Origin of the sequence: uncultured Nevskia sp. (assembly GCF_903885465.1) — a bacterium.
Taxonomy (GTDB): domain Bacteria; phylum Pseudomonadota; class Gammaproteobacteria; order Nevskiales; family Nevskiaceae; genus Nevskia.
Window position 1 is genome coordinate 1 of the sequence record NZ_CAISIQ010000162.1, and the last position, 16,592, is coordinate 16,592.

General features: G+C 64.6%; 18 protein-coding genes. 5 read left to right on the plus strand and 13 right to left on the minus strand.

From position 1 onward, the window contains the following. The 7 genes from QZY06_RS06105 to QZY06_RS06135 all read right to left on the minus strand — a co-directional run. A partial coding sequence (locus QZY06_RS06105; RefSeq protein ID WP_295681612.1) for an NAD(P)-binding domain-containing protein occupies nt 1–493 on the minus strand: 493 nt, incomplete at its 3' end. Nucleotides 494–522: 29 nt separating this feature from the next. Next, nucleotides 523–807: an MSMEG_0570 family nitrogen starvation response protein gene (locus tag QZY06_RS06110; protein WP_295681614.1), complete on the minus strand. Its 285-nt coding sequence runs from the start codon at nt 805–807 to the stop codon at nt 523–525. Continuing rightward, nucleotides 800–1,828, minus strand: a complete 1,029-nt coding sequence (locus QZY06_RS06115) for a sll0787 family AIR synthase-like protein (RefSeq protein ID WP_295681616.1) — start codon at nt 1,826–1,828, stop codon at nt 800–802. Before QZY06_RS06115 ends, QZY06_RS06110 begins: the two co-directional genes overlap by 8 nt. Further along, nucleotides 1,825–2,400, minus strand: a complete 576-nt coding sequence (locus QZY06_RS06120) for an MSMEG_0567/Sll0786 family nitrogen starvation N-acetyltransferase (RefSeq protein ID WP_295681618.1) — start codon at nt 2,398–2,400, stop codon at nt 1,825–1,827. The genes QZY06_RS06115 and QZY06_RS06120 overlap by 4 nt, the downstream gene beginning before the upstream one ends. 4 nt (nt 2,401–2,404) lie before the next feature. Further along, on the minus strand, nt 2,405–3,529 hold the full coding sequence (locus QZY06_RS06125; protein ID WP_295681619.1) for an MSMEG_0568 family radical SAM protein: 1,125 nt from the start codon (nt 3,527–3,529) through the stop codon (nt 2,405–2,407). A gap of 40 nt (nt 3,530–3,569) precedes the next feature. Further along, nucleotides 3,570–4,613, minus strand: a complete 1,044-nt coding sequence (locus tag QZY06_RS06130) for a Nit6803 family nitrilase (protein ID WP_295681622.1) — start codon at nt 4,611–4,613, stop codon at nt 3,570–3,572. Nucleotides 4,614–4,761: 148 nt separating this feature from the next. Further along, a complete protein-coding gene (locus tag QZY06_RS06135) occupies nt 4,762–5,241 on the minus strand; it encodes an MSMEG_0572/Sll0783 family nitrogen starvation response protein (protein WP_295681624.1) in 480 nt (159 codons plus the stop codon). 1,033 nt (nt 5,242–6,274) lie between these two features. Between QZY06_RS06135 and QZY06_RS06140 the strand changes: the two genes are divergently transcribed. After that, on the plus strand, nt 6,275–7,570 hold the full coding sequence (locus QZY06_RS06140) for a porin (protein ID WP_295681625.1): 1,296 nt from the start codon (nt 6,275–6,277) through the stop codon (nt 7,568–7,570). A gap of 238 nt (nt 7,571–7,808) precedes the next feature. Continuing rightward, nucleotides 7,809–8,324, plus strand: coding sequence for a DUF1097 domain-containing protein (locus tag QZY06_RS06145; protein WP_295681628.1), 516 nt, complete (start codon nt 7,809–7,811; stop codon nt 8,322–8,324). Between the two features lie 59 nt (nt 8,325–8,383). On the opposite strand, the gene QZY06_RS06150 is transcribed toward QZY06_RS06145, so the two are convergent. Continuing rightward, the gene (locus tag QZY06_RS06150) at nt 8,384–8,671 is read right to left on the minus strand and encodes an MSMEG_0570 family nitrogen starvation response protein (protein WP_295681631.1); all 288 of its coding nucleotides are present in this window, start codon (nt 8,669–8,671) and stop codon (nt 8,384–8,386) included. A gap of 274 nt (nt 8,672–8,945) precedes the next feature. Between QZY06_RS06150 and QZY06_RS06155 the strand changes: the two genes are divergently transcribed. Continuing rightward, nucleotides 8,946–10,349: a PLP-dependent aminotransferase family protein gene (locus tag QZY06_RS06155; protein ID WP_295681633.1), complete on the plus strand. Its 1,404-nt coding sequence runs from the start codon at nt 8,946–8,948 to the stop codon at nt 10,347–10,349. 11 nt (nt 10,350–10,360) lie between these two features. On the opposite strand, the gene QZY06_RS06160 is transcribed toward QZY06_RS06155, so the two are convergent. The 3 genes from QZY06_RS06160 to modA are packed head-to-tail and all read right to left on the minus strand — an operon-like array spanning nt 10,361 to nt 12,482. Continuing rightward, on the minus strand, nt 10,361–10,999 hold the full coding sequence (locus tag QZY06_RS06160; RefSeq protein ID WP_295681636.1) for an ATP-binding cassette domain-containing protein: 639 nt from the start codon (nt 10,997–10,999) through the stop codon (nt 10,361–10,363). Then, on the minus strand, nt 10,986–11,705 hold the full coding sequence (gene modB / locus QZY06_RS06165) for a molybdate ABC transporter permease subunit (protein WP_295681637.1): 720 nt from the start codon (nt 11,703–11,705) through the stop codon (nt 10,986–10,988). The genes QZY06_RS06160 and modB overlap by 14 nt, the downstream gene beginning before the upstream one ends. Nucleotides 11,706–11,723: 18 nt before the next feature. Then, entirely contained in the window at nt 11,724–12,482 is a 759-nt protein-coding gene (gene modA / locus QZY06_RS06170; RefSeq protein ID WP_295681639.1) for a molybdate ABC transporter substrate-binding protein, read from the minus strand. A gap of 137 nt (nt 12,483–12,619) precedes the next feature. On the opposite strand from modA, the gene QZY06_RS06175 reads away from it, so the two are divergent. Further along, nucleotides 12,620–12,856 (plus strand): DUF1653 domain-containing protein, encoded by a 237-nt coding sequence (locus QZY06_RS06175; protein ID WP_295681641.1) that lies wholly within the window; start codon nt 12,620–12,622, stop codon nt 12,854–12,856. Between the two features lie 85 nt (nt 12,857–12,941). On the opposite strand, the gene QZY06_RS06180 is transcribed toward QZY06_RS06175, so the two are convergent. Together QZY06_RS06180 and QZY06_RS06185 are read right to left on the minus strand one after the other, a co-directional pair. Then, nucleotides 12,942–13,754 carry an SDR family oxidoreductase gene (locus QZY06_RS06180; protein ID WP_295681644.1) on the minus strand — a complete coding sequence of 271 codons (813 nt, stop codon included), beginning with the start codon at nt 13,752–13,754 and terminating at the stop codon, nt 12,942–12,944. Then, entirely contained in the window at nt 13,751–15,004 is a 1,254-nt protein-coding gene (locus QZY06_RS06185) for an acyl-CoA dehydrogenase family protein (protein ID WP_295681646.1), read from the minus strand. Before QZY06_RS06185 ends, QZY06_RS06180 begins: the two co-directional genes overlap by 4 nt. A 156-nt stretch (nt 15,005–15,160) precedes the next feature. Between QZY06_RS06185 and QZY06_RS06190 the strand changes: the two genes are divergently transcribed. After that, on the plus strand, nt 15,161–16,592 hold a 1,432-nt coding region (locus QZY06_RS06190; RefSeq protein ID WP_295681647.1), incomplete at its 3' end, for an MFS transporter.

Below are 16,592 nucleotides of genomic sequence, written 5' to 3' on the forward strand. Positions count from 1 at the left end.
GCAGGTGCAGCATGTCGGCCGGCAGGCGTTCGGCGGCCATGGGCTTGGTCGGCAGGTGATAACCGCCGACGGCGATGATCACTTCGTCGGCGGAGTATTCACCGATTGATGTGGAAACCAGATAGCCACCGTTGTCATTGCGGCTGAGCTTGGTGACGCCAACGCCTTCGAGCACCGGCGGATCGAAGCTCGCCACGAAGGCTTCGAGGTAGGCGACGATTTCGTCCTTGAGCATGAAGCCGTAGGGATCGTTGCCCTGGTACGGGAAGCCCGGCAGGGTGCATTGCCAGTTCGGCGTCACCAGACAGAACGAATCCCAGCGCCGTTCGCGCCATTCATAGGCGATGCGGTTCTTCTCGAACACCACATGCGCGATGCCGCGCTGCTTCAGATGCCAGCTCGCCGACAGGCCGGCCTGCCCGCCACCGATGACGATGACAGGGTAATGGTTGGGCTGGGGATTGGGGGGTAGCTGGCGGGTCATGTCGTTCATCGTGTTCCGGGCGGGGTAGGTGCTGGTGCTTATTCGAAGCGCAGCACGGTGACGGTGGCGTCGGTATTGGCCGCATAGGCCGTAGCTCGACGTTCGATTTCGGAAAGCTGCTGCGCAGCACTCGAGCAGGCATAGCCGTAGCGCTGGCGCACGCGCTCGCTGGCGTGGTTCAGCGCGGCCTGGCTCAAGCGCAGGAAATCCTTCAGCGGATACGCCTGGCCAGGATTGAAGTAATCGCGGATCGTCGACGACGGCGAGTAGCACAGTGAAGTGGAGTCGTCGGGCCAGCGGACTTCGAAGCGGACTTCAGGCATGAATGGGCGCCAGGTTGGAAGGGAGTGATTCGGACGGACCGTGGGGCGTGGCATCTGGCCCACAGCCGATCAGCGCTTCATCGTTGAAATCCCAGGCCAGCGCGGTTTCACCGTCTTCGCTCAAATGGAGTTGACGCGTCGCCGTGCAGCGGCCGATGGCCGATGCCGAGAGATCACGCGCCTGGAAGCGGGCCAGCACTTCGTCGACCCGGCTCGGCCGCACCGCGAGCACGAAGCCGTAGCTCGGAAAGGTGTGCAGCAGCCAGCGTGTCGCGTCGGCATCGGCCGGCATCGGCACCTGGTCGAGATCGATTTCCGCGCCGACGCCTGAACATTCGAGCAACATCAGCAAGGTGCCGAGCAGGCCGGCATTGCTGATGTCCTTGGCGGCACAGCAGAGCCTGTCTTCGGCGAGCTTCGGCAGGATTTCCAGGTCGCCGCGCAGACGTTCCGGATCGCTGCCGCTGGCAGCATCCCAGTTCGAGAAATGCTGGCGATAGCCACCACGCAGATCGACGACCGAGATCAGCACATCGCCGGGCTTCGCTTCGAAGCTGCTCAGCAAGGCATTGGCTTTGCCGAGAATCGCGACCGACAGTTGTTCGTTGCCGGCGCGCGCATTCGAGTGCCCGCCGACCACCGGCACGCCGTAGACCTTCGCGGCCGCCGCCATGCCTTCGAGGATCGCGCCGCCGTGCACGGCATCGCGGCTCCAGATCGCATCGACGACGGCGATCGGCCGGCCGCCCATCGCGTAGATGTCGGAGACGTTGACCATCACGCCGCACCAGCCGGCGAACACCGGTTCGTGTTCCACGAACTCGCTGAGAAAGCCCTCGATCGCCAGCAGCAACCAGCCGTTGCCGGAGGGATCGGGAATCGCCGCGCAGTCGTCGCCGACGGCAATCGCGCTGTCGCCGCCGACGCCAAGCGCGGCGACCACCGCGCTGATATCGCGCTTGTGGGCCACGCCGCGCCCGCTGCGCAACTGGGCGATCAGGCTGTCGAGACCGTCGCTCACGCAGCACTCCGCAAGGTGGTCAGGAAACCCAGCTCGACGGCGGTACACGGCGGGTAATGGGCGAGGTCCGCTTCCATCCGCATATGCGGCCGGCCACGCAGCTCGATGGCTTCGATCGAGCGCCAGTGGAGGCGCTCGAACAGCGCCACGTTCTGCTGCTGTACCTGGGCCAGGAAGCGCGTTGCGCCGCGTGCATGAGCGAGGCTGACAGCCAGGTGGATCAGCTCGCTGCCGAGCCAGGCCTGGCCGCGATAGTCACGACGCACGGCGAGTCGCGACCCCTGCCAGATGCCGTTGCCCAATGCATGGACGCGCACGGTGCCGACCACGTCCTCGGCCATGCTGTGGATGCAGGAAACGGCGACCAAGGTCAGCGCGCCGGCCTCGTCGATGTCGTCGGCATCGGTGAAATTGAACAGCCGCTGTTCGGCACAGAACACCGCGCGGCGCAGCGCCAGGGCTTGGCGCAGTTCCCAGCTTTCAGTCGCCAACTTCACACGGTATTCCACCGGCCGGTAAGTGATGACGGGTTCGCTGGCAGCGCAGGCGGGAATCCAGTCGGCGGCGGTCATGGCCTCAGGCCTTTCCATAGGCCGACAGCGACGAACAGGCGCCGCACTTGCCGCAGCCGGCCTTGATGTCGGCGGATTTCAATCCACCGGCAACCAGCATCTTGCCGAGCGGTTCCAGTAGCTCGCGCATCTCGACTGGATTCGGCGAGCGCTGATCCTGCAGCGGTGTGCCGTGGATCGGCACGAACGGCACCACGAAGGGATAGACGCCGAGCGCGATGAGCTTCGCGCTCATCTCCAGCACCGCCTCGCGGGTATCGCCGAGGCCGTACAGGATGTAGGTCGAAACCTGGCCGCGGCCGAACACGGCGACGGCCTGCTCGAATGCCGTCAGGTAATGATCGACGGTCACCGTCGCCTTGCCCGGCATGATCTGCTCGCGTACCGACTGGGTGACCGCTTCGATGTGCATGCCCAGCGCATCGACACCGGCGTTCTTCATGCGCTGATACCAGCGTGCGTCGTCCGGCGGCTCGCATTGCGCCTGGATCGGCAAGCCGCTGGCGAAGCCGGCATGAGCGACGGTGGCGGCCTTCACGCCGAAGGCGGACTCGCAAAGAATTTCGGCGCCGCGATCGGTGAAGTTCGGCGTGCCGGTGGTCATCACCATGTGCTTGACGCCGTCGAGCAGCATCGCCGCGCGGGCCACTTCGCCGAGTTGCTCCGGCGTCTTGCGATTGATCGTGCGGCCGCCGGCCAGCGATTCGCCGATCGCGCAGAACTGGCAGGAAGTGCTGCGCCGGCCGTAGCGCACGCAGGTCTGCAGCACCGTGGTCGCCAGCACGTCGGCGCCGTGCAGGGTGGCGATCTTCCAGTACGGAATGCCGTCGAAGGTCTGCATCCTGTAGAAGCGCGGATTCTTCGGAAACGAGATTTCCTTGATCGGAATCGCGTTGCGTTTGAGCGTGGCCTTGCCGTCAGCGCCGGGCGCGCTGACCTCGTAGGCCGATGCCATCGCGCCCGCCGAGTGCACCGGCACCATGATCGTGCGGCCGTCGATGGTCACTGCCTTGTGGTCGCTCGGGCCGGCGCCGCCGCGGCGGCTGGGCGCGCCGGCGGAAGCGTCGGCCAGACGCAGACCCTGCGATTGCAGGTCGGTCAGCAGTTGCGAAGTGTTGGCGGTTTCCATGGACGGCTCCTGGGTGATGAACAAGGGCTTCAAGCAAGAATCAGCGCAGCGCCGCCTTGCGAGCGTCGGGCAGAGGGATGACGCGGTCTGAAGCAGGTGCATCGAGCGGCTGTGTTTCGGCAACGCTCGGCGGCATCGCTGCGTCCTGCGTCGGCAAGCCTGAAACGGGCGCGGTGGCGCGGGCATCGAGCACCAGGCTCAAGAGTTCGGGGCGCGCGTAGTGGCCCACCGAATCCATCATTCGCTTGCGTTTGGTGATCAGCGCCATGTCGCAGTCGGCGATCAGCAGGCCTTCGCCATCGCGCAGTGGCTCGACCACATGACGGCCTTCGGGCGTGATGATCGCGGTGTAGCAGCCGCCGGCAAAGGCCTTTTCAAGTTCGGGCGTCGGCGCTTGGTCGCGCTTCTGTTCCGGCGTCAGCCAGGCGGTGGCATTGACCACGAAGCAGCCGGATTCCAGCGCGTGGTGACGCATGGTCACTTCCATCTGATCGGCGAAGATCGGGCCGACCAGCGAGCCCGGAAACTGCGAACAGTGGATTTCCTCGTGCTGTGCCATCAGCGCATAACGGGCCAGCGGGTTGTAGTGCTCCCAGCAGGCCAGCGCGCCGATGCGGCCGACGGCGGAGTCGACCACTTTCAGACCTGAGCCGTCGCCCATGCCCCAGATCATTCGCTCGTGGTAGGTCGGGGTGATCTTGCGGCGCTTGAGCAGCAGGGTGCCGTCGGCGTCGAAGATCACCTGGGCGTTGTAGAGCGTGCCGTGATCGCGCTCATTGACGCCGAGCACCACAACGATGCCGGCAGCTTTCGCGGCGGCGGCAATGGCATCGGTGACCGGGCCGGGAACGGTCGGCGAATCTTCGTACAGCTTCAGATGCGTCGCGCCCATCGAGACGGCGGGCATGACGAACGAAAAATAGGGGTAGTAAGGCACCACCGTTTCCGGGAACACGATCAGTTGCGCGCCTTCTCGGGCAGCGTCGGCGATCGCTTTCAGCACCTTGTCGACGGTGCCGGTCGCGGAGTCGAGCACCGGGTTCAACTGGGCGGCGGCGACTCGGACGATGTTCTTGGCGGGCATGACGGGGATCCGTTCTGGGTGCAGCGGGATGCGGTGTGAGGCCTGCTGAAAACGCCACCACCCGGCTGACCGGGAACCGCGCGCGTTGAGGAGGCGCTCGCAGCTCGGCGATCAGCGGGTGGGGCTCAGCAACAGCGGGCGGCGGGAATCAGACCGTCCAGGTGTGGATGACGAACGCGCCTTCGCGATGCATCAGGCACAGGTCCAGCACGTCGAGCGGATTGATCGGGCGAATGCCCGGCAGCAGCGAATGCTCGCCGTGGCCGTAGAGCATCTGCAGCGCGAAGCGGCAGCAATAGACCTTGCCGCCTTCGGCCATGAACGCGTTCAGCTGGCCGGAGAAGTTCTGCGCGCCCGGGAAGGCTTCATCGCCGATGGTCGGGAAGCCGCGCTGGATGCCTAAGGTCACGCCCGGGCCGTAAAGCAGGATCGAGGTCTCGAAGCCTTTGCGCTGCAGACGCTTGGCCTGAAGGATGTTGACCAGGCCGATCGAGCCTTCGAAAGCCACGGTGTGGAAGGTGACCAGCGCCTTCTCGCCTGGCTTGGCCTTCACGTCTTCAAAGACTTTCTCTTCGTAATCGACGAAGAAATCGCCTTTCTTGGTCGGGGTGGTGGTGACTGCTGGCATGGATCGACTCCTGGCTGATGGCGGCGCAAACAAGCGGCGCAAGGGAAACGGATGGAAAGCGGGCTGTAGGGCAGTGCGCCAGACGGCGGCGTCACGCCAGGCTTATCGCAATCCACGTGCCATAGATCGGCAAAAAAATGCGATCACTGTGCGATCAGTATGGGAAATTGTTGGTTTCCCTGAAGTTTTGATTGGCAGGTCGATCGGCCAGCGTCGAAGTCCTTGCTGGCCACGCAATCGAGCGTGGTCTCAGGGCGGGAATAGCTCGCCTGAAATCGGGGCGCACGCCCTTATTTCGCGCGCCAGAACAGTGCGAAAAGCGTTGCTGGACGTTTATGCGCCTTGTTGAATCCCGTGATTCGGACAGGACGCAGTGCTTGGCCTCCGGTCTTCAAGCGCCGGAAAAGCCGGTCGCGGACGACGGCTCATGTCTGCCTTTCAAACCTTCATGCGTGTGGCAGGACGTCTGGCGCCGTTTCGACGCGCGCTCAGTGATCGCACGATGTCTGCACCAGTTCGAAACACTGGCTGCAAGTGATTGTGATGTTTCGGAATTGTAGTGATCTGCCTGATGTTTGATCACTCGAATCGCGAGGTGAACGCCGCAAAACGGTGCGTTTGGCCTGCGTGATCGAAACTGTTGCGCGGCGATTCTGGAAATTTCTGTCAGGCCGCAGCGGCTCGTTCGAGTAGTGATCGCATCGAATTGATCAGGATTTCTGATCGCTGATATCCCATAAAATCAATAAAAAACAATAATTAACGATTCTTCTTCGACCAAGTTCCTAGAGTGATCGCATCTTTTCGCAGCCGGTTTACCCGGTCTCCGGATGACCGAGCCAGTGAAAATTTGTTGCGCCGGCAAATCCCTTTGTCAGGCAACACATTGCAGAACAATTATGGAAATTGATCGCTAATTATCTGCAACAGTTGGCATATCGTTTGCTCCTGCGATCGCCGAACCCGGCAGCGAGCGCTTCGGGTTCCAAGCCTTCTCGCTGCGTTCGATCGATCAACCCTAGGGAGCTACACCATGACCAGCAACACTCGCATTCTGGCGCGCGGCAGCGCCGCACTGATGTTTCTCGGCGCCGGCCTGGGCAGCGGCGCCGCACAGGCGTTTGCCGTTGAAACCGGCGGCATCACCTTCAGCGTGTCCGGCAACGTCAACACCAACTACACCTTCACCAACTGCGACAAGAATCCGGGCGTGGTGGCCGGCAGCCTGTTGTGCGCAGCGCCGGCGGGCGCCTCGGGCAAGGCTTCCAGCCTGAACTCCGGCAATCTGCCGAATGGCATCGTGCTCGGCGTGAAGACTCAGGTTTCCGGCGTCGACACCGCCGTCTTCTACGGCTTCTACCCCGGAGTGGCGAACAACGACTTCGCGTTCGGCAACGGCCCGAATCTGGGCAGCGGTGCTGGCAACGTCGCGCTCGGCAGCCCGAATCTCGACATCAGACAGGTCTACGCCACGTTCAGCACTGCCGAACTCGGCACGCTGAAAGTCGGCCGTGATTATTCGATGCTCGGCTTCGACGCGATCGTCAACGACATCACCCTGATCGCCGTCGGTGTCGCCAGCGTGCGCACCGCGACCTCGCCAGCCAACACCACGCTCGGCACGATCGGCTTCGGCCATCTGTTCTCGACACCGAACGCCGGCATCACCTACACCACGCCGAGCTTCAGCGGCCTGACCGTATCGGCCGGCATCTATCAGCCGCTCGATGCGATCGCGCTGACCGGCATCGGTGCCGGTTCCACCGCCTCGGCCAAGCCGGCGCCGCAGATCCAGGGCCAGGTCAAGTACAAGTTCGGCGCGACCACCGGCCTCAACGGCTTCGTGTCGGCCGACGGCCTGTACCAGAAGCAGGAGCTGACGGTGGCCGGCGCCGGCGCCACTTTGACCGATCGCAATCCGGTCGCGCTCGGCTTCGACGTCACCAGCAAGGTCGCTTACGCCGGTGCCGCACTGGTCGGCCACTACTACTACGGCGAAGGTCTGGGCGCGTACTCGTACTTCATCGAAGGCTTCTCGCCGACCGGCAAGGCGCGCGTTTCCCAGGGCGGCTACATCCAGGCGACGTACACCTACGCCAAGACCACGCTCGGCGCGAACTACGGCATCAGCCGCCTGAACACCACCGATGGCGATGCCGACGGCGGCGATCTGCTCAAGGCGAACAGCAAGTACACGATCGGCCTGTATCACAAGCTGCTCGACAACCTGACCCTGACCACCGAGTACACCGACGCCAAGTCGAAAGCCAACAGCGGCGCGACGATCAACACCTCGAACTACAACGTCGGCTTCTTCATCTCGTTCTGATCTTTCCGATGTGACGGTCAGCGCGCGCCGATGAAGTCGATCGGCGCATGCCGTGCGCTGGCCGCGGTTGCACCCCCGAGTTGTTGCAGCACCCGGACAGCTGCCGTGAAACGGCCACAGCAGTTGTCCGGTCTTCTGACCTGCGGGCCCTGCATGCGGTAACCGGGAGCCCGGCCGTTCCTGTCATGAAGTCCTTCGTTGATCGATGCAGTTCTCAACCATTCCAAGGAGTCACTTCATGAAATTCGTCAATGCACTCGCAGTTCCGCTCGGAGTCATCGGTGCGCTGCTGACCTACCTCGCGCTGTCGTTCGGCATGTTCTTCATCTGGGCCGTGTTTCTCGCCACCTGCATGGGCGTGGCACTCGGCGGCAGCAAGGATGCGTTCAAATCCCTGGTGATCTGCGGCAGTCTCGGCGTGGTGCTGGCTTCGGTCGCAAGCTTGATCATTCTCAACGTGCCGGTGCCGTTGCCCGGCGCGATGTGGCCGGCGCTCGTCGTCGGTGCCACCACGGCCTGCATGGCGCTGGCTGCCAACCTGCCGGTGTTCGGTGCGATTCCGGCCACGGTGATCGGCTATGCATCGACGTTCGCCTACCTGCTGAGCGCCAACAAGCTCAGCAACGAAACTTTCATGACCCTGAACTTCGCCAATCCGCTGGTCATCAACATCCTGTCGATCATCGTTGCGGCGGGTTTCGGCATGGTCAGCCTGAACATTGCCGGTAAGCTCGCGAAGCCGATGCCGGCCTGAGTCGTGGAGTCTTCTCACGCAGGGGCAATCCCTGCGTGAGCTGCTGATGGCAGACGCGATCAGTCTTCGTAAGCCTCGATCGTCACCTGCGCGTCCGGCTGATCGGCGAAGCGGGCGGCGAAGCTTTCGATGATCGCGATCTGCATCTCGGCATGGCCGCAGGCGAAGCCATGCTTGCGGCGTACCCGCTCGCTGCCACGCTCCAGCGCGGCGCGGCTGATCGATACGAACTCGCCGAGCGGATAGCTCTTGCCCGGCCCCAGCGCGCGGCGAATGGTCGTCGATGGTGAATAGCAGCGCGTGGCCGACTGATCGGGCCAGCGCACGCGAAAATGGACTTCGGGCATGACCCCGCTCCGTGGTTGATGCGCCCTGCCGCCACGCGGCGCGGCGTGACTTTCGAATTGCAGCAATCGATATGCCACTACTGGCTTTCCTCGATGCAATCACCGTGCGATCATCTACGCAGGCTGATGAATTGATGAGCAATTTACTTGTGGCCCGATAGGGCGCTGTTGCATGCCTTGGCCGTATCGCAGCGCTGGGCGGTCGGTGCGGCTTGTCCATTGCACGATCCGAGCGCCGAATGACCCGGCTGCACCGAAACCGAGATCCCTTTCGATGAGCACGACGCCGAACCGCTGGGCTGCGATGGTCCGGGCCAGCACCAAGCCGGCTTACCTGGCGATTGCCGATGCGATCGCCGATGACATTCAGGCCGGCCGGCTCGCCGCCGAGCAGCGCCTGCCGCCGTTGCGCGCGCTGGCCAAGCATCTCGATCTCAACTTCACCACGGTGTCGCGCGGTTATGCCGAAGCGCAGCGCCGCAAGCTGATCGACTCCCAGGCCGGCCGCGGCACCTTCGTGCTACCGGCCACGCCGGCACCGACCGTGGTGCGCTCGCCGGCGGCGGTCGGCCTGATCGACATGACCATGAACATGCCGCCGGAGCCGCAGGACGGCATCACCCAGCAGCGCCTGCGCGCCGGTTTCGCCGCGCTGCGCGAAGTGCCGGATCTGCACGCGCTGCTGCGCTATCAGGAATTCGGCGGCAGCCCGGCGGATCGCGAGGCCGGTGCCCGCTGGCTCGGCGAGCGCATTCCGGATCTGCAGCCGAACCGCGTGCTGGTGGTGCCCGGCGTGCAGTCGGCATTGCTGGCGCTGTTCTCGGTGCTGGCGCGGCCGGGCGAGACGATCTGCTGCGAAGCGATCACCTATCCCGGCGTGAAGGGCCTGGCCGCGCAGCTCGGCATTCGCTTGATGGGCCTGCCCAGCGATGACGAAGGCATCGACCCGGAAGCCTTCGGCGCCGCCTGCGCCTCGCTGCTGCCGAAAGCTTTGTATTGCAACCCCACCTTCCTGAACCCGACGACGGCGACCATGTCGCAGGCGCGTCGTGAAGCGATCGTCGAGATCGCCCGCCGCTACTCGGTGCCGATCATCGAGGACGATGCCTACGGTTTCCTGCCCAGCGTCGCGCCGGTGCCGCTCGCGGTGCTGGCGCCGGAGCTGGTGTTCCACGTCACCGGTTTCGCGAAGTGCGTCGGCGCTGGTCTGCGAGTCGGCTATCTGGCGGCGCCGAACACGCGGTATACGGCGCGGCTGTCGTCGAGCCTGCGCACTTCGAGCGTGATGGCTTCGCCGATCACCACGATGCTGGCCACCCAGTGGATCAACGATGGCACCGTCAAGCTCGCCACCGAAGCGATCCGCGAAGAATCACGAGCGCGGCAGGCGATCGCCACCGAAGTGCTGAAGCGCGCCGACTACTCGTCGCAGCCCGAAGCTTTCCACCTCTGGCTGCGGGTGCCGGCGCCGTGGAATCGCATCGAGTTCGCCACGCACCTTCGCAGCAGCGGCGTTGGCGTGGTGGTGTCCGATGCCTTCACCGTCACCGGCCCGGCGCCGGAAGCGGTGCGGGTCTGCCTCGGTGGCATCTCCAGCCAGCAGGAATGTCGGCATTCGCTGGAGATCATCGAGGACGCGCTGGAGCAGATGCCGGAGCTTGCGTCGGGTGTGATGTAGCCCGGTCGGGGCTACTCCGACAGCCGCCCGGCATCGACGGTCAGCACCCGATCGGCGAGGTAATCGACCTCCGCACGCGAATGGCTGACATAGATCATCGGCACGCCGGTCTCGGTCTTGATCCGCTTCAGGAACGGCAGGATCTGCTGCTTCAGGCGCTCGTCCAGCGACGACAGCGGCTCATCGAGCAGCAGCAGGCGCGGCGAATAGAGCAGCGCCCGACCGAGTGCGACCCGCTGGCGCTCGCCACCGGACAGCTGCAGCGGCCGGCGCGCGAGCAGGCCGTCGATCTCCAGCAGCGCGGCGACCTGATCCAGGGTGAATCGACGCGCATCCGGCGCCAGCTGCTTCCAGCCGTACAGCAGGTTGTCGCGCACGCTCAGATGCGGGAACAGCTGACCATCCTGGAACACCAGGCCGAAGTGACGCTGCCAGGGCGGCACGAAACGCCCGCGGTCGACATCGACCAGGCAGTCATTGCCGAAATGCAGCGAACCGCGCTGCGGTTTCAGCAGGCCGGCGATCAGGCTCAGCAAGGTGCTCTTGCCCGCGCCGGAGGGGCCGCAGATGCCGGTGACACCTGGGCCGATGGCGGCTTTCGCGGACAGCGTGAAGGGGCCACGCGAGAGCACCACATCAAGCGCCAGCATCGCGGCCTCGCGGTTCAAGCTGGCCGAGCAGGCGCTCGGTACGGTGGGTGATCAGATGACTGGCGATCAAGGCCGCGAAGGCCAGCGCGATCGACAGCAAGGTCAGCCGCAGTGCCGCCGCTTCACCGTCGGGCAGATGCGTGTAGCTGTAGATCGCCAGCGGCAGGGTGCGGGTCTCGCCAGGGATGTTGCCGACGAAAGCCATGGTCGCGCCGAATTCGCCGAGGCTGCGCGAGAAGCACAGCATCGCGCCGGCGATGATGCCGGGCAGCGCCAGCGGCAGGGTGACGCTCAGGAACACGCGCCAGGGCGTTGCGCCGAGCGTGCTGGCGGCGTGCTCCAGACGACGGTCGATCATCCGGAACGCCAGCCGCACCGGCTGCACCATCAGCGGAAACGCCATCACCGCTGAGGCCAGCACCGCACCTTTCCAGGTGAACGCCAGCACGATGCCGAACTGCGCCTGCAGCCAGCCGCCGACCGGCCCCTGAGTGCCGAGCAGTAGTAACAGCAAATACCCGGGTACCACCGGCGGCAGCACCATCGGCAACTGCACCAGCGCATCGACCAGCAGCTTGCCGGGGAACTCGCGACGGACCAGCAGCCAGGCCAGCGCGATGCCGGCCGGCAGGCAGATCAGGGTTGCGCAGCTGGCGACCTTCGCTGACAGCAGGAGCGCCTGCCACTCGTCCGGCGTCAGAGTCATTGCGGGGTCATCGCCGGATCATTTCGGCATCAGCAACACGAAGCCATTGCGCTGGAAGACGGTGGCCGCCGCGGGCGAGGTCTTCAGGTAATCGAGAAAGGCAGCTGCTTCCGGCCTTCCGTCGGCGACCAGCGCGAACGGGTAGATCACCGGCTTGTGGCTGTCGGCCGGGAAGGTCGCGACCACTTCGACCTTGTCGCTGATCGCGGCATCGGTGGCGTAGACGATGCCGCCCGCACATTCGCCGCGTTCGACGAAAGCGAGCGCGGTGCGCACGTCATCGGCACCGACGATGCGGCCCTGCAACGCCTCCCACCAGCCGAGCGCGGTCAGGCTCTGCTTGGCGTAGATGCCGGCCGGTACCGAGCTGGTTTCGCCGGTGCACAGCTTGCCTTCGAAGGCCTTGGCGAGATCGCCGCCAGTGCGCATGTCGACCTTGAAGCCGCGGCCTTTGGGCGCGATCAGCACCAGCGCATTGCCGAGCAGGCTGATGCGGGTGCCGGGTGCCAGCTTGTTCTTCTGCTCGACGTAGTCCATCCAGCCGAGATCGGCGGAGGCGAACAGATCGGCCGGCGCACCGGCTTCGATCTGTTTGGCGAGCGCCGACGAGGCCGCATAGGCCAGGCTCGGCGCTGGATGTCCGGCCTGCTGCCACTGCTTGCCGATCTCGTTCAGCGCGCTGCTCAGGCTGGCGGCCGCGAACACGCGCACGGCTTCTTCCGCCCGGGCGTTGAAGCTGAGTACGAACAGGGCGATGAACGCGAAGGGCAGGCGCATGGACGAAACCAGAGCGATGACGGAGCGCCGATATTAGGTGCTTTATATATCGATTGGAAAACGAATCGCCTGTGTCTGTCCCGGCGGAGGCTCGTGGCAGTTACGATCGCACCCACCTCGAACGCGGCGACCTGACGATGAACGACGACCTGCCAGCACTGCCGAGCCTGCCTCTGGGCCGCTATCGCCATTACAAGGGCGGCGAGTACGAAGTGATCGGTGTGGCGCGGCACAGCGAAACGCTCGAGCCGCACGTGGTCTATCGGCCGCTCTACAACGCGACGGGTCTGTGGCTGCGGCCGTTTGCGATGTTCGTCGGGACGGTGATGGTCGACGGCCGCGAACGGATGCGATTCGAGTGCGTGCGGGCTTAGTCCGGTAACCGACAAGCACGGGGCTCGTCCTTGCCGTCATGCCCGCCTGCGCGGGAATGACGCTTGAGCTTGCCTCGGCACACCGTTAGCGTGCCGCCCGCTTGGCCATCATCTTCGCCATCTGCCGGCGCATTGCTGCCGCATAGACCGCGAACGGCACGGCGCGCTTGAACAGCCAGATGCGTTTTTCCTTCACATGCGTCAGCACATGGAAATCGCCTTTCGCGACTCCGGCCTTCACCAGCGCGGCGATCTCGTCGGCACCGATCTGCGACTTGTTGATCAGCTTCGAGGTCAGCCGCGCCATGTCGGCATTGGCGGTGCGGACCGACTCGGCAAGATTGGTCCGGAAGAACGCCGGGCAGACCACGCTGAGCTTGATGCCATGCGGATGCAGCTCGGCGTGCAGGGTTTCGCTGAGCGCGACGACTGCGGCCTTGGTGGCGTTGTAGGCCGACATCATCGGCGGATGGATCAGCCCGGCCATCGACGCGATGTTGATCAGATGCCCGGACTTCTGCGCCTTCAGCATCGGCGTGAACACCTTGCAGCCGCGCACCACGCCGAGCAGGTTGATGTCGATCATCCACTGCCAGTCGGCGATCGGCATTTCATCGATGCCACCGGCATCGGCAACCCCCGCGTTGTTGAACACCAGATCGACACCGCCCCAATTCGTCTGCAGCCAATCGGCGGCGGCCTGCAGGCTGGCCTCGTCGGTGACGTTGCAGAGCAGGGCATGCGCCGTGGCACCAAGCGCCGTCAGGGCCGCCAGCGTTTCCGCACAGCGCGCGGCATTGATGTCGCCGATGCAAACTCTTGCGCCATCACGCGCATAGGCTTCGGCCAATGCGCGGCCGAGGCCGGAAGCGCCACCAGTGATGAAGACACGGGTCACGACTGCGATTCCTTGAGCTTGGCCAGACGGCTGCCGTACTTCGCCAGTTCGACCTTGGCGATCATGCCGCGATGCACTTCGTCCGGGCCGTCCGCGAGGCGCAGCACGCGAGCTTGTGCATAGAGCATCGGCAGAATGGTTTCGTAGGCGACGCCAGCGCCGCCGTGAATCTGGATCGCGGCGTCGACGACGGTCTGCAGCACGTTCGGCGCGACCACCTTGATCGCCGAGATTTCCGTGAGTGCCGCAAGCGCGCCGACCTTGTCGATCTTCCACGCGGCGTACAGCGTCAGCAGGCGCGCCTGATCGATGGCGATGCGCAGATCGGCGATCCGCTCGCGGTTGCCACCGAGGTTGATCAGCGGCTTGCCGAAGGCGACGCGATCAAGCCCACGCTCGATCATCAATTGCAGGGCACGTTCCGCAGCGCCGAGGCAGCGCATGCAGTGATGGATGCGGCCCGGACCGAGGCGCCCCTGGGCGATCTCGAAGCCCTTGCCGACGCCCTTGATGATTGCCGAGACCGGCAGCCGCACATTGTCGAACCAGACCTCGCCGTGGCCGGCCGGCGGGTCGTACTCGCCGAACACGGGGAGCATCCGCTTGATGGTGATGCCTGGCGTGTCCATCGGCACCAGCACCATCGAATGCTGGCTGTGGCGCGCCGAATCCGGCTGCGACAGGCCCATGAAGATCACCACCTTGCAGTGCGGATGGCCGATGCCGGATGACCACCACTTCTTGCCGTTGAGCACCACCTCGTTGCCTTCGACGATCGCCGTGGCGCGCATGTTGGTGGCGTCGGACGAGGCGACATCGGGCTCGGTCATGCAGAACGCCGAGCGGACTTCGCCGGCCAGCAGCGGCTTCAGCCAGGTCTCCTTCTGCTCGTCGCTGCCGTACTTGTAGAGCACCTCCATGTTGCCGGTGTCGGGTGCGGAGCAATTGAACACTTCCGGTGCCAGCAGGCTCTTGCCCATCTCTTCGGCCAGCGTTGCGTACTCGACATGGCTCAAGCCGCCGCCGAGGTCCGGGTCCGGCAGGAACAGGTTCCACAGGCCTTGCGCCTTGGCATCGGCCTTGAGCGCTTCGAACTCGGGGCTCACCGTCCACTGCGTCCAGTCGCCACCGACTTTGCGCTCGGCGATCTCGCGCAGATGCTGCGCTTCCACCGGCAGCACGCGGTCCTTGATGAAGGCGCGGATGCGGCGAAGGTAATCCTGCGTACGCGGGCTGGGGGCGAAATCCATGGGCTTGGCTCCGGTTGAGAGGCCGACACGATAGCGATGCGGCGAGGGCGGCGCCATGGCACCGGGCCTGCCCTCGAAGCGCACGTGCGTCGGGCTGCACGTGGTCGTGCCCGGATCTTCATGCGAGGCTGCTGCATCTGAACGATGAGACTGCGCATGCAAGACGCTCCCCGCGAAAACCTCCTCGGCACCCGTCGCTTCGGCCCGTTCTTCTGGACCCAGACGCTCGGCGCGTTCAACGACAACGTATTCAAGAACGCACTGGTGATCCTGGTCAGCTTCGGCATCGCCGGCCTGAGTCAGGACCAGATCAATCTCTACGTGAACCTGGCCGCCGGTCTGTTCATCCTGCCGTTCTTCCTGTTCTCGGCAACGGCCGGCCAGCTGGCCGAGAAGTACGAGAAAGCGCGGCTGATCCGGATCATCAAGTTCGTCGAGATCGGCATCATGGGACTCGCCGTGATCGGCCTGTATCTCGGCCAGGTGCCGTTCCTGCTCGGCGTGCTGTTTCTGATGGGCGCGCAGTCGGCGCTGTTCGGCCCGGTGAAATATTCGATCCTGCCGCAGGCGCTGCATCCTGCCGAGCTGATCAGCGGCAACGCCTGGGTGGAAGCGGCCACCTTCCTGGCGATCCTGCTCGGGACGATGCTCGGCGGCTGGCTGATTGCGCGCAGCTACGGCGTGCCCGGTGTCAGCATCGTGATCGTGGCGATCGCGGTGCTCGGCTATCTCACGGCGCGGGCGATTCCAACGGCGCCTGCGGCAGCACCCGATCTGAAGATCAACTGGAATGCCTTCAGCGAAACCTGGCGCAACATCGCTTTCATGCGCAGCAACCGCACGGTGTTCCTGTCGGTGCTCGGCATTTCCTGGTTCTGGTTCTACGGCGCCACCTTCCTCGCCCAGTTGCCGAACTGGACCAAGCTGAACCTCGGCGGCAACGAACAGGTAGTGACCTGTCTGCTGACCGTGTTCTCGCTCGGCATCGGCCTCGGTTCGCTGCTCTGCGAGCGCTTGTCCGGCCATCGAGTCGAGATCGGTCTGGTGCCGCTGGGCTCGATCGGCCTGAGCCTGTTCGGCGTCGACCTGTACTTCGCAGCACCGGCTGAGGCGGTGACCACGGGCCTCGGTGCGGCAGCTTGGCTGGCGCAGGCCGGCAGCATCCGCGTGCTCGCCGATCTGATGCTGATCGGTGTTGCCGGCGGCCTGTTCATCGTGCCGCTGTACGCGCTGATCCAGACCCGTTCGGCCGCCAGCCATCGTTCCCGGATCATCGCCGGCAACAACATCCTCAACGCCGCGTTCATGGTCGCCTCGGCGATGCTGGCGATCGCGCTGCTGAAGCTTGGCTTGAACATCCCGCAACTGTTCCTCGCCGCGGCGATTCTCAATGCCGGCGTCGCGGTATTCATCTACGGCCTGGTGCCGGAATTCCTGATGCGCTTCGTCGCCTGGATGATGATCCGCGTGCTGTACCGCATCCGTGTTTCAGGGCTGGAGAACATTCCCGAGGAAGGGCCGGCGATCGTCATCTGCAATCACGTCAGCTTCGTCGATGCGCTGATCGTCGGCGGCAGCGTGCGTCGGC

Excerpts from the sequence above, each read along its gene's own strand:
- QZY06_RS06175 (WP_295681641.1), top strand. The coding sequence starts at position 12,620 with ATGAACGACGACCTGCCAGCACTGCCGAGCCTGCCTCTGGGCCGCTAT.
- modA (WP_295681639.1), bottom strand. The coding sequence starts at position 12,482 with ATGCGCCTGCCCTTCGCGTTCATCGCCCTGTTCGTACTCAGCTTCAAC.
- QZY06_RS06145 (WP_295681628.1), top strand. The coding sequence starts at position 7,809 with ATGAAATTCGTCAATGCACTCGCAGTTCCGCTCGGAGTCATCGGTGCG.
- QZY06_RS06120 (WP_295681618.1), bottom strand. The coding sequence starts at position 2,400 with ATGACCGCCGCCGACTGGATTCCCGCCTGCGCTGCCAGCGAACCCGTC.
- QZY06_RS06140 (WP_295681625.1), top strand. The coding sequence starts at position 6,275 with ATGACCAGCAACACTCGCATTCTGGCGCGCGGCAGCGCCGCACTGATG.
- QZY06_RS06135 (WP_295681624.1), bottom strand. The coding sequence starts at position 5,241 with ATGCCAGCAGTCACCACCACCCCGACCAAGAAAGGCGATTTCTTCGTC.
- QZY06_RS06185 (WP_295681646.1), bottom strand. The coding sequence starts at position 15,004 with ATGGATTTCGCCCCCAGCCCGCGTACGCAGGATTACCTTCGCCGCATC.
- QZY06_RS06150 (WP_295681631.1), bottom strand. The coding sequence starts at position 8,671 with ATGCCCGAAGTCCATTTTCGCGTGCGCTGGCCCGATCAGTCGGCCACG.
- QZY06_RS06125 (WP_295681619.1), bottom strand. The coding sequence starts at position 3,529 with ATGGAAACCGCCAACACTTCGCAACTGCTGACCGACCTGCAATCGCAG.
- QZY06_RS06160 (WP_295681636.1), bottom strand. The coding sequence starts at position 10,999 with ATGCTGGCGCTTGATGTGGTGCTCTCGCGTGGCCCCTTCACGCTGTCC.
- modB (WP_295681637.1), bottom strand. The coding sequence starts at position 11,705 with ATGACTCTGACGCCGGACGAGTGGCAGGCGCTCCTGCTGTCAGCGAAG.
- QZY06_RS06110 (WP_295681614.1), bottom strand. The coding sequence starts at position 807 with ATGCCTGAAGTCCGCTTCGAAGTCCGCTGGCCCGACGACTCCACTTCA.
- QZY06_RS06155 (WP_295681633.1), top strand. The coding sequence starts at position 8,946 with ATGAGCACGACGCCGAACCGCTGGGCTGCGATGGTCCGGGCCAGCACC.
- QZY06_RS06130 (WP_295681622.1), bottom strand. The coding sequence starts at position 4,613 with ATGCCCGCCAAGAACATCGTCCGAGTCGCCGCCGCCCAGTTGAACCCG.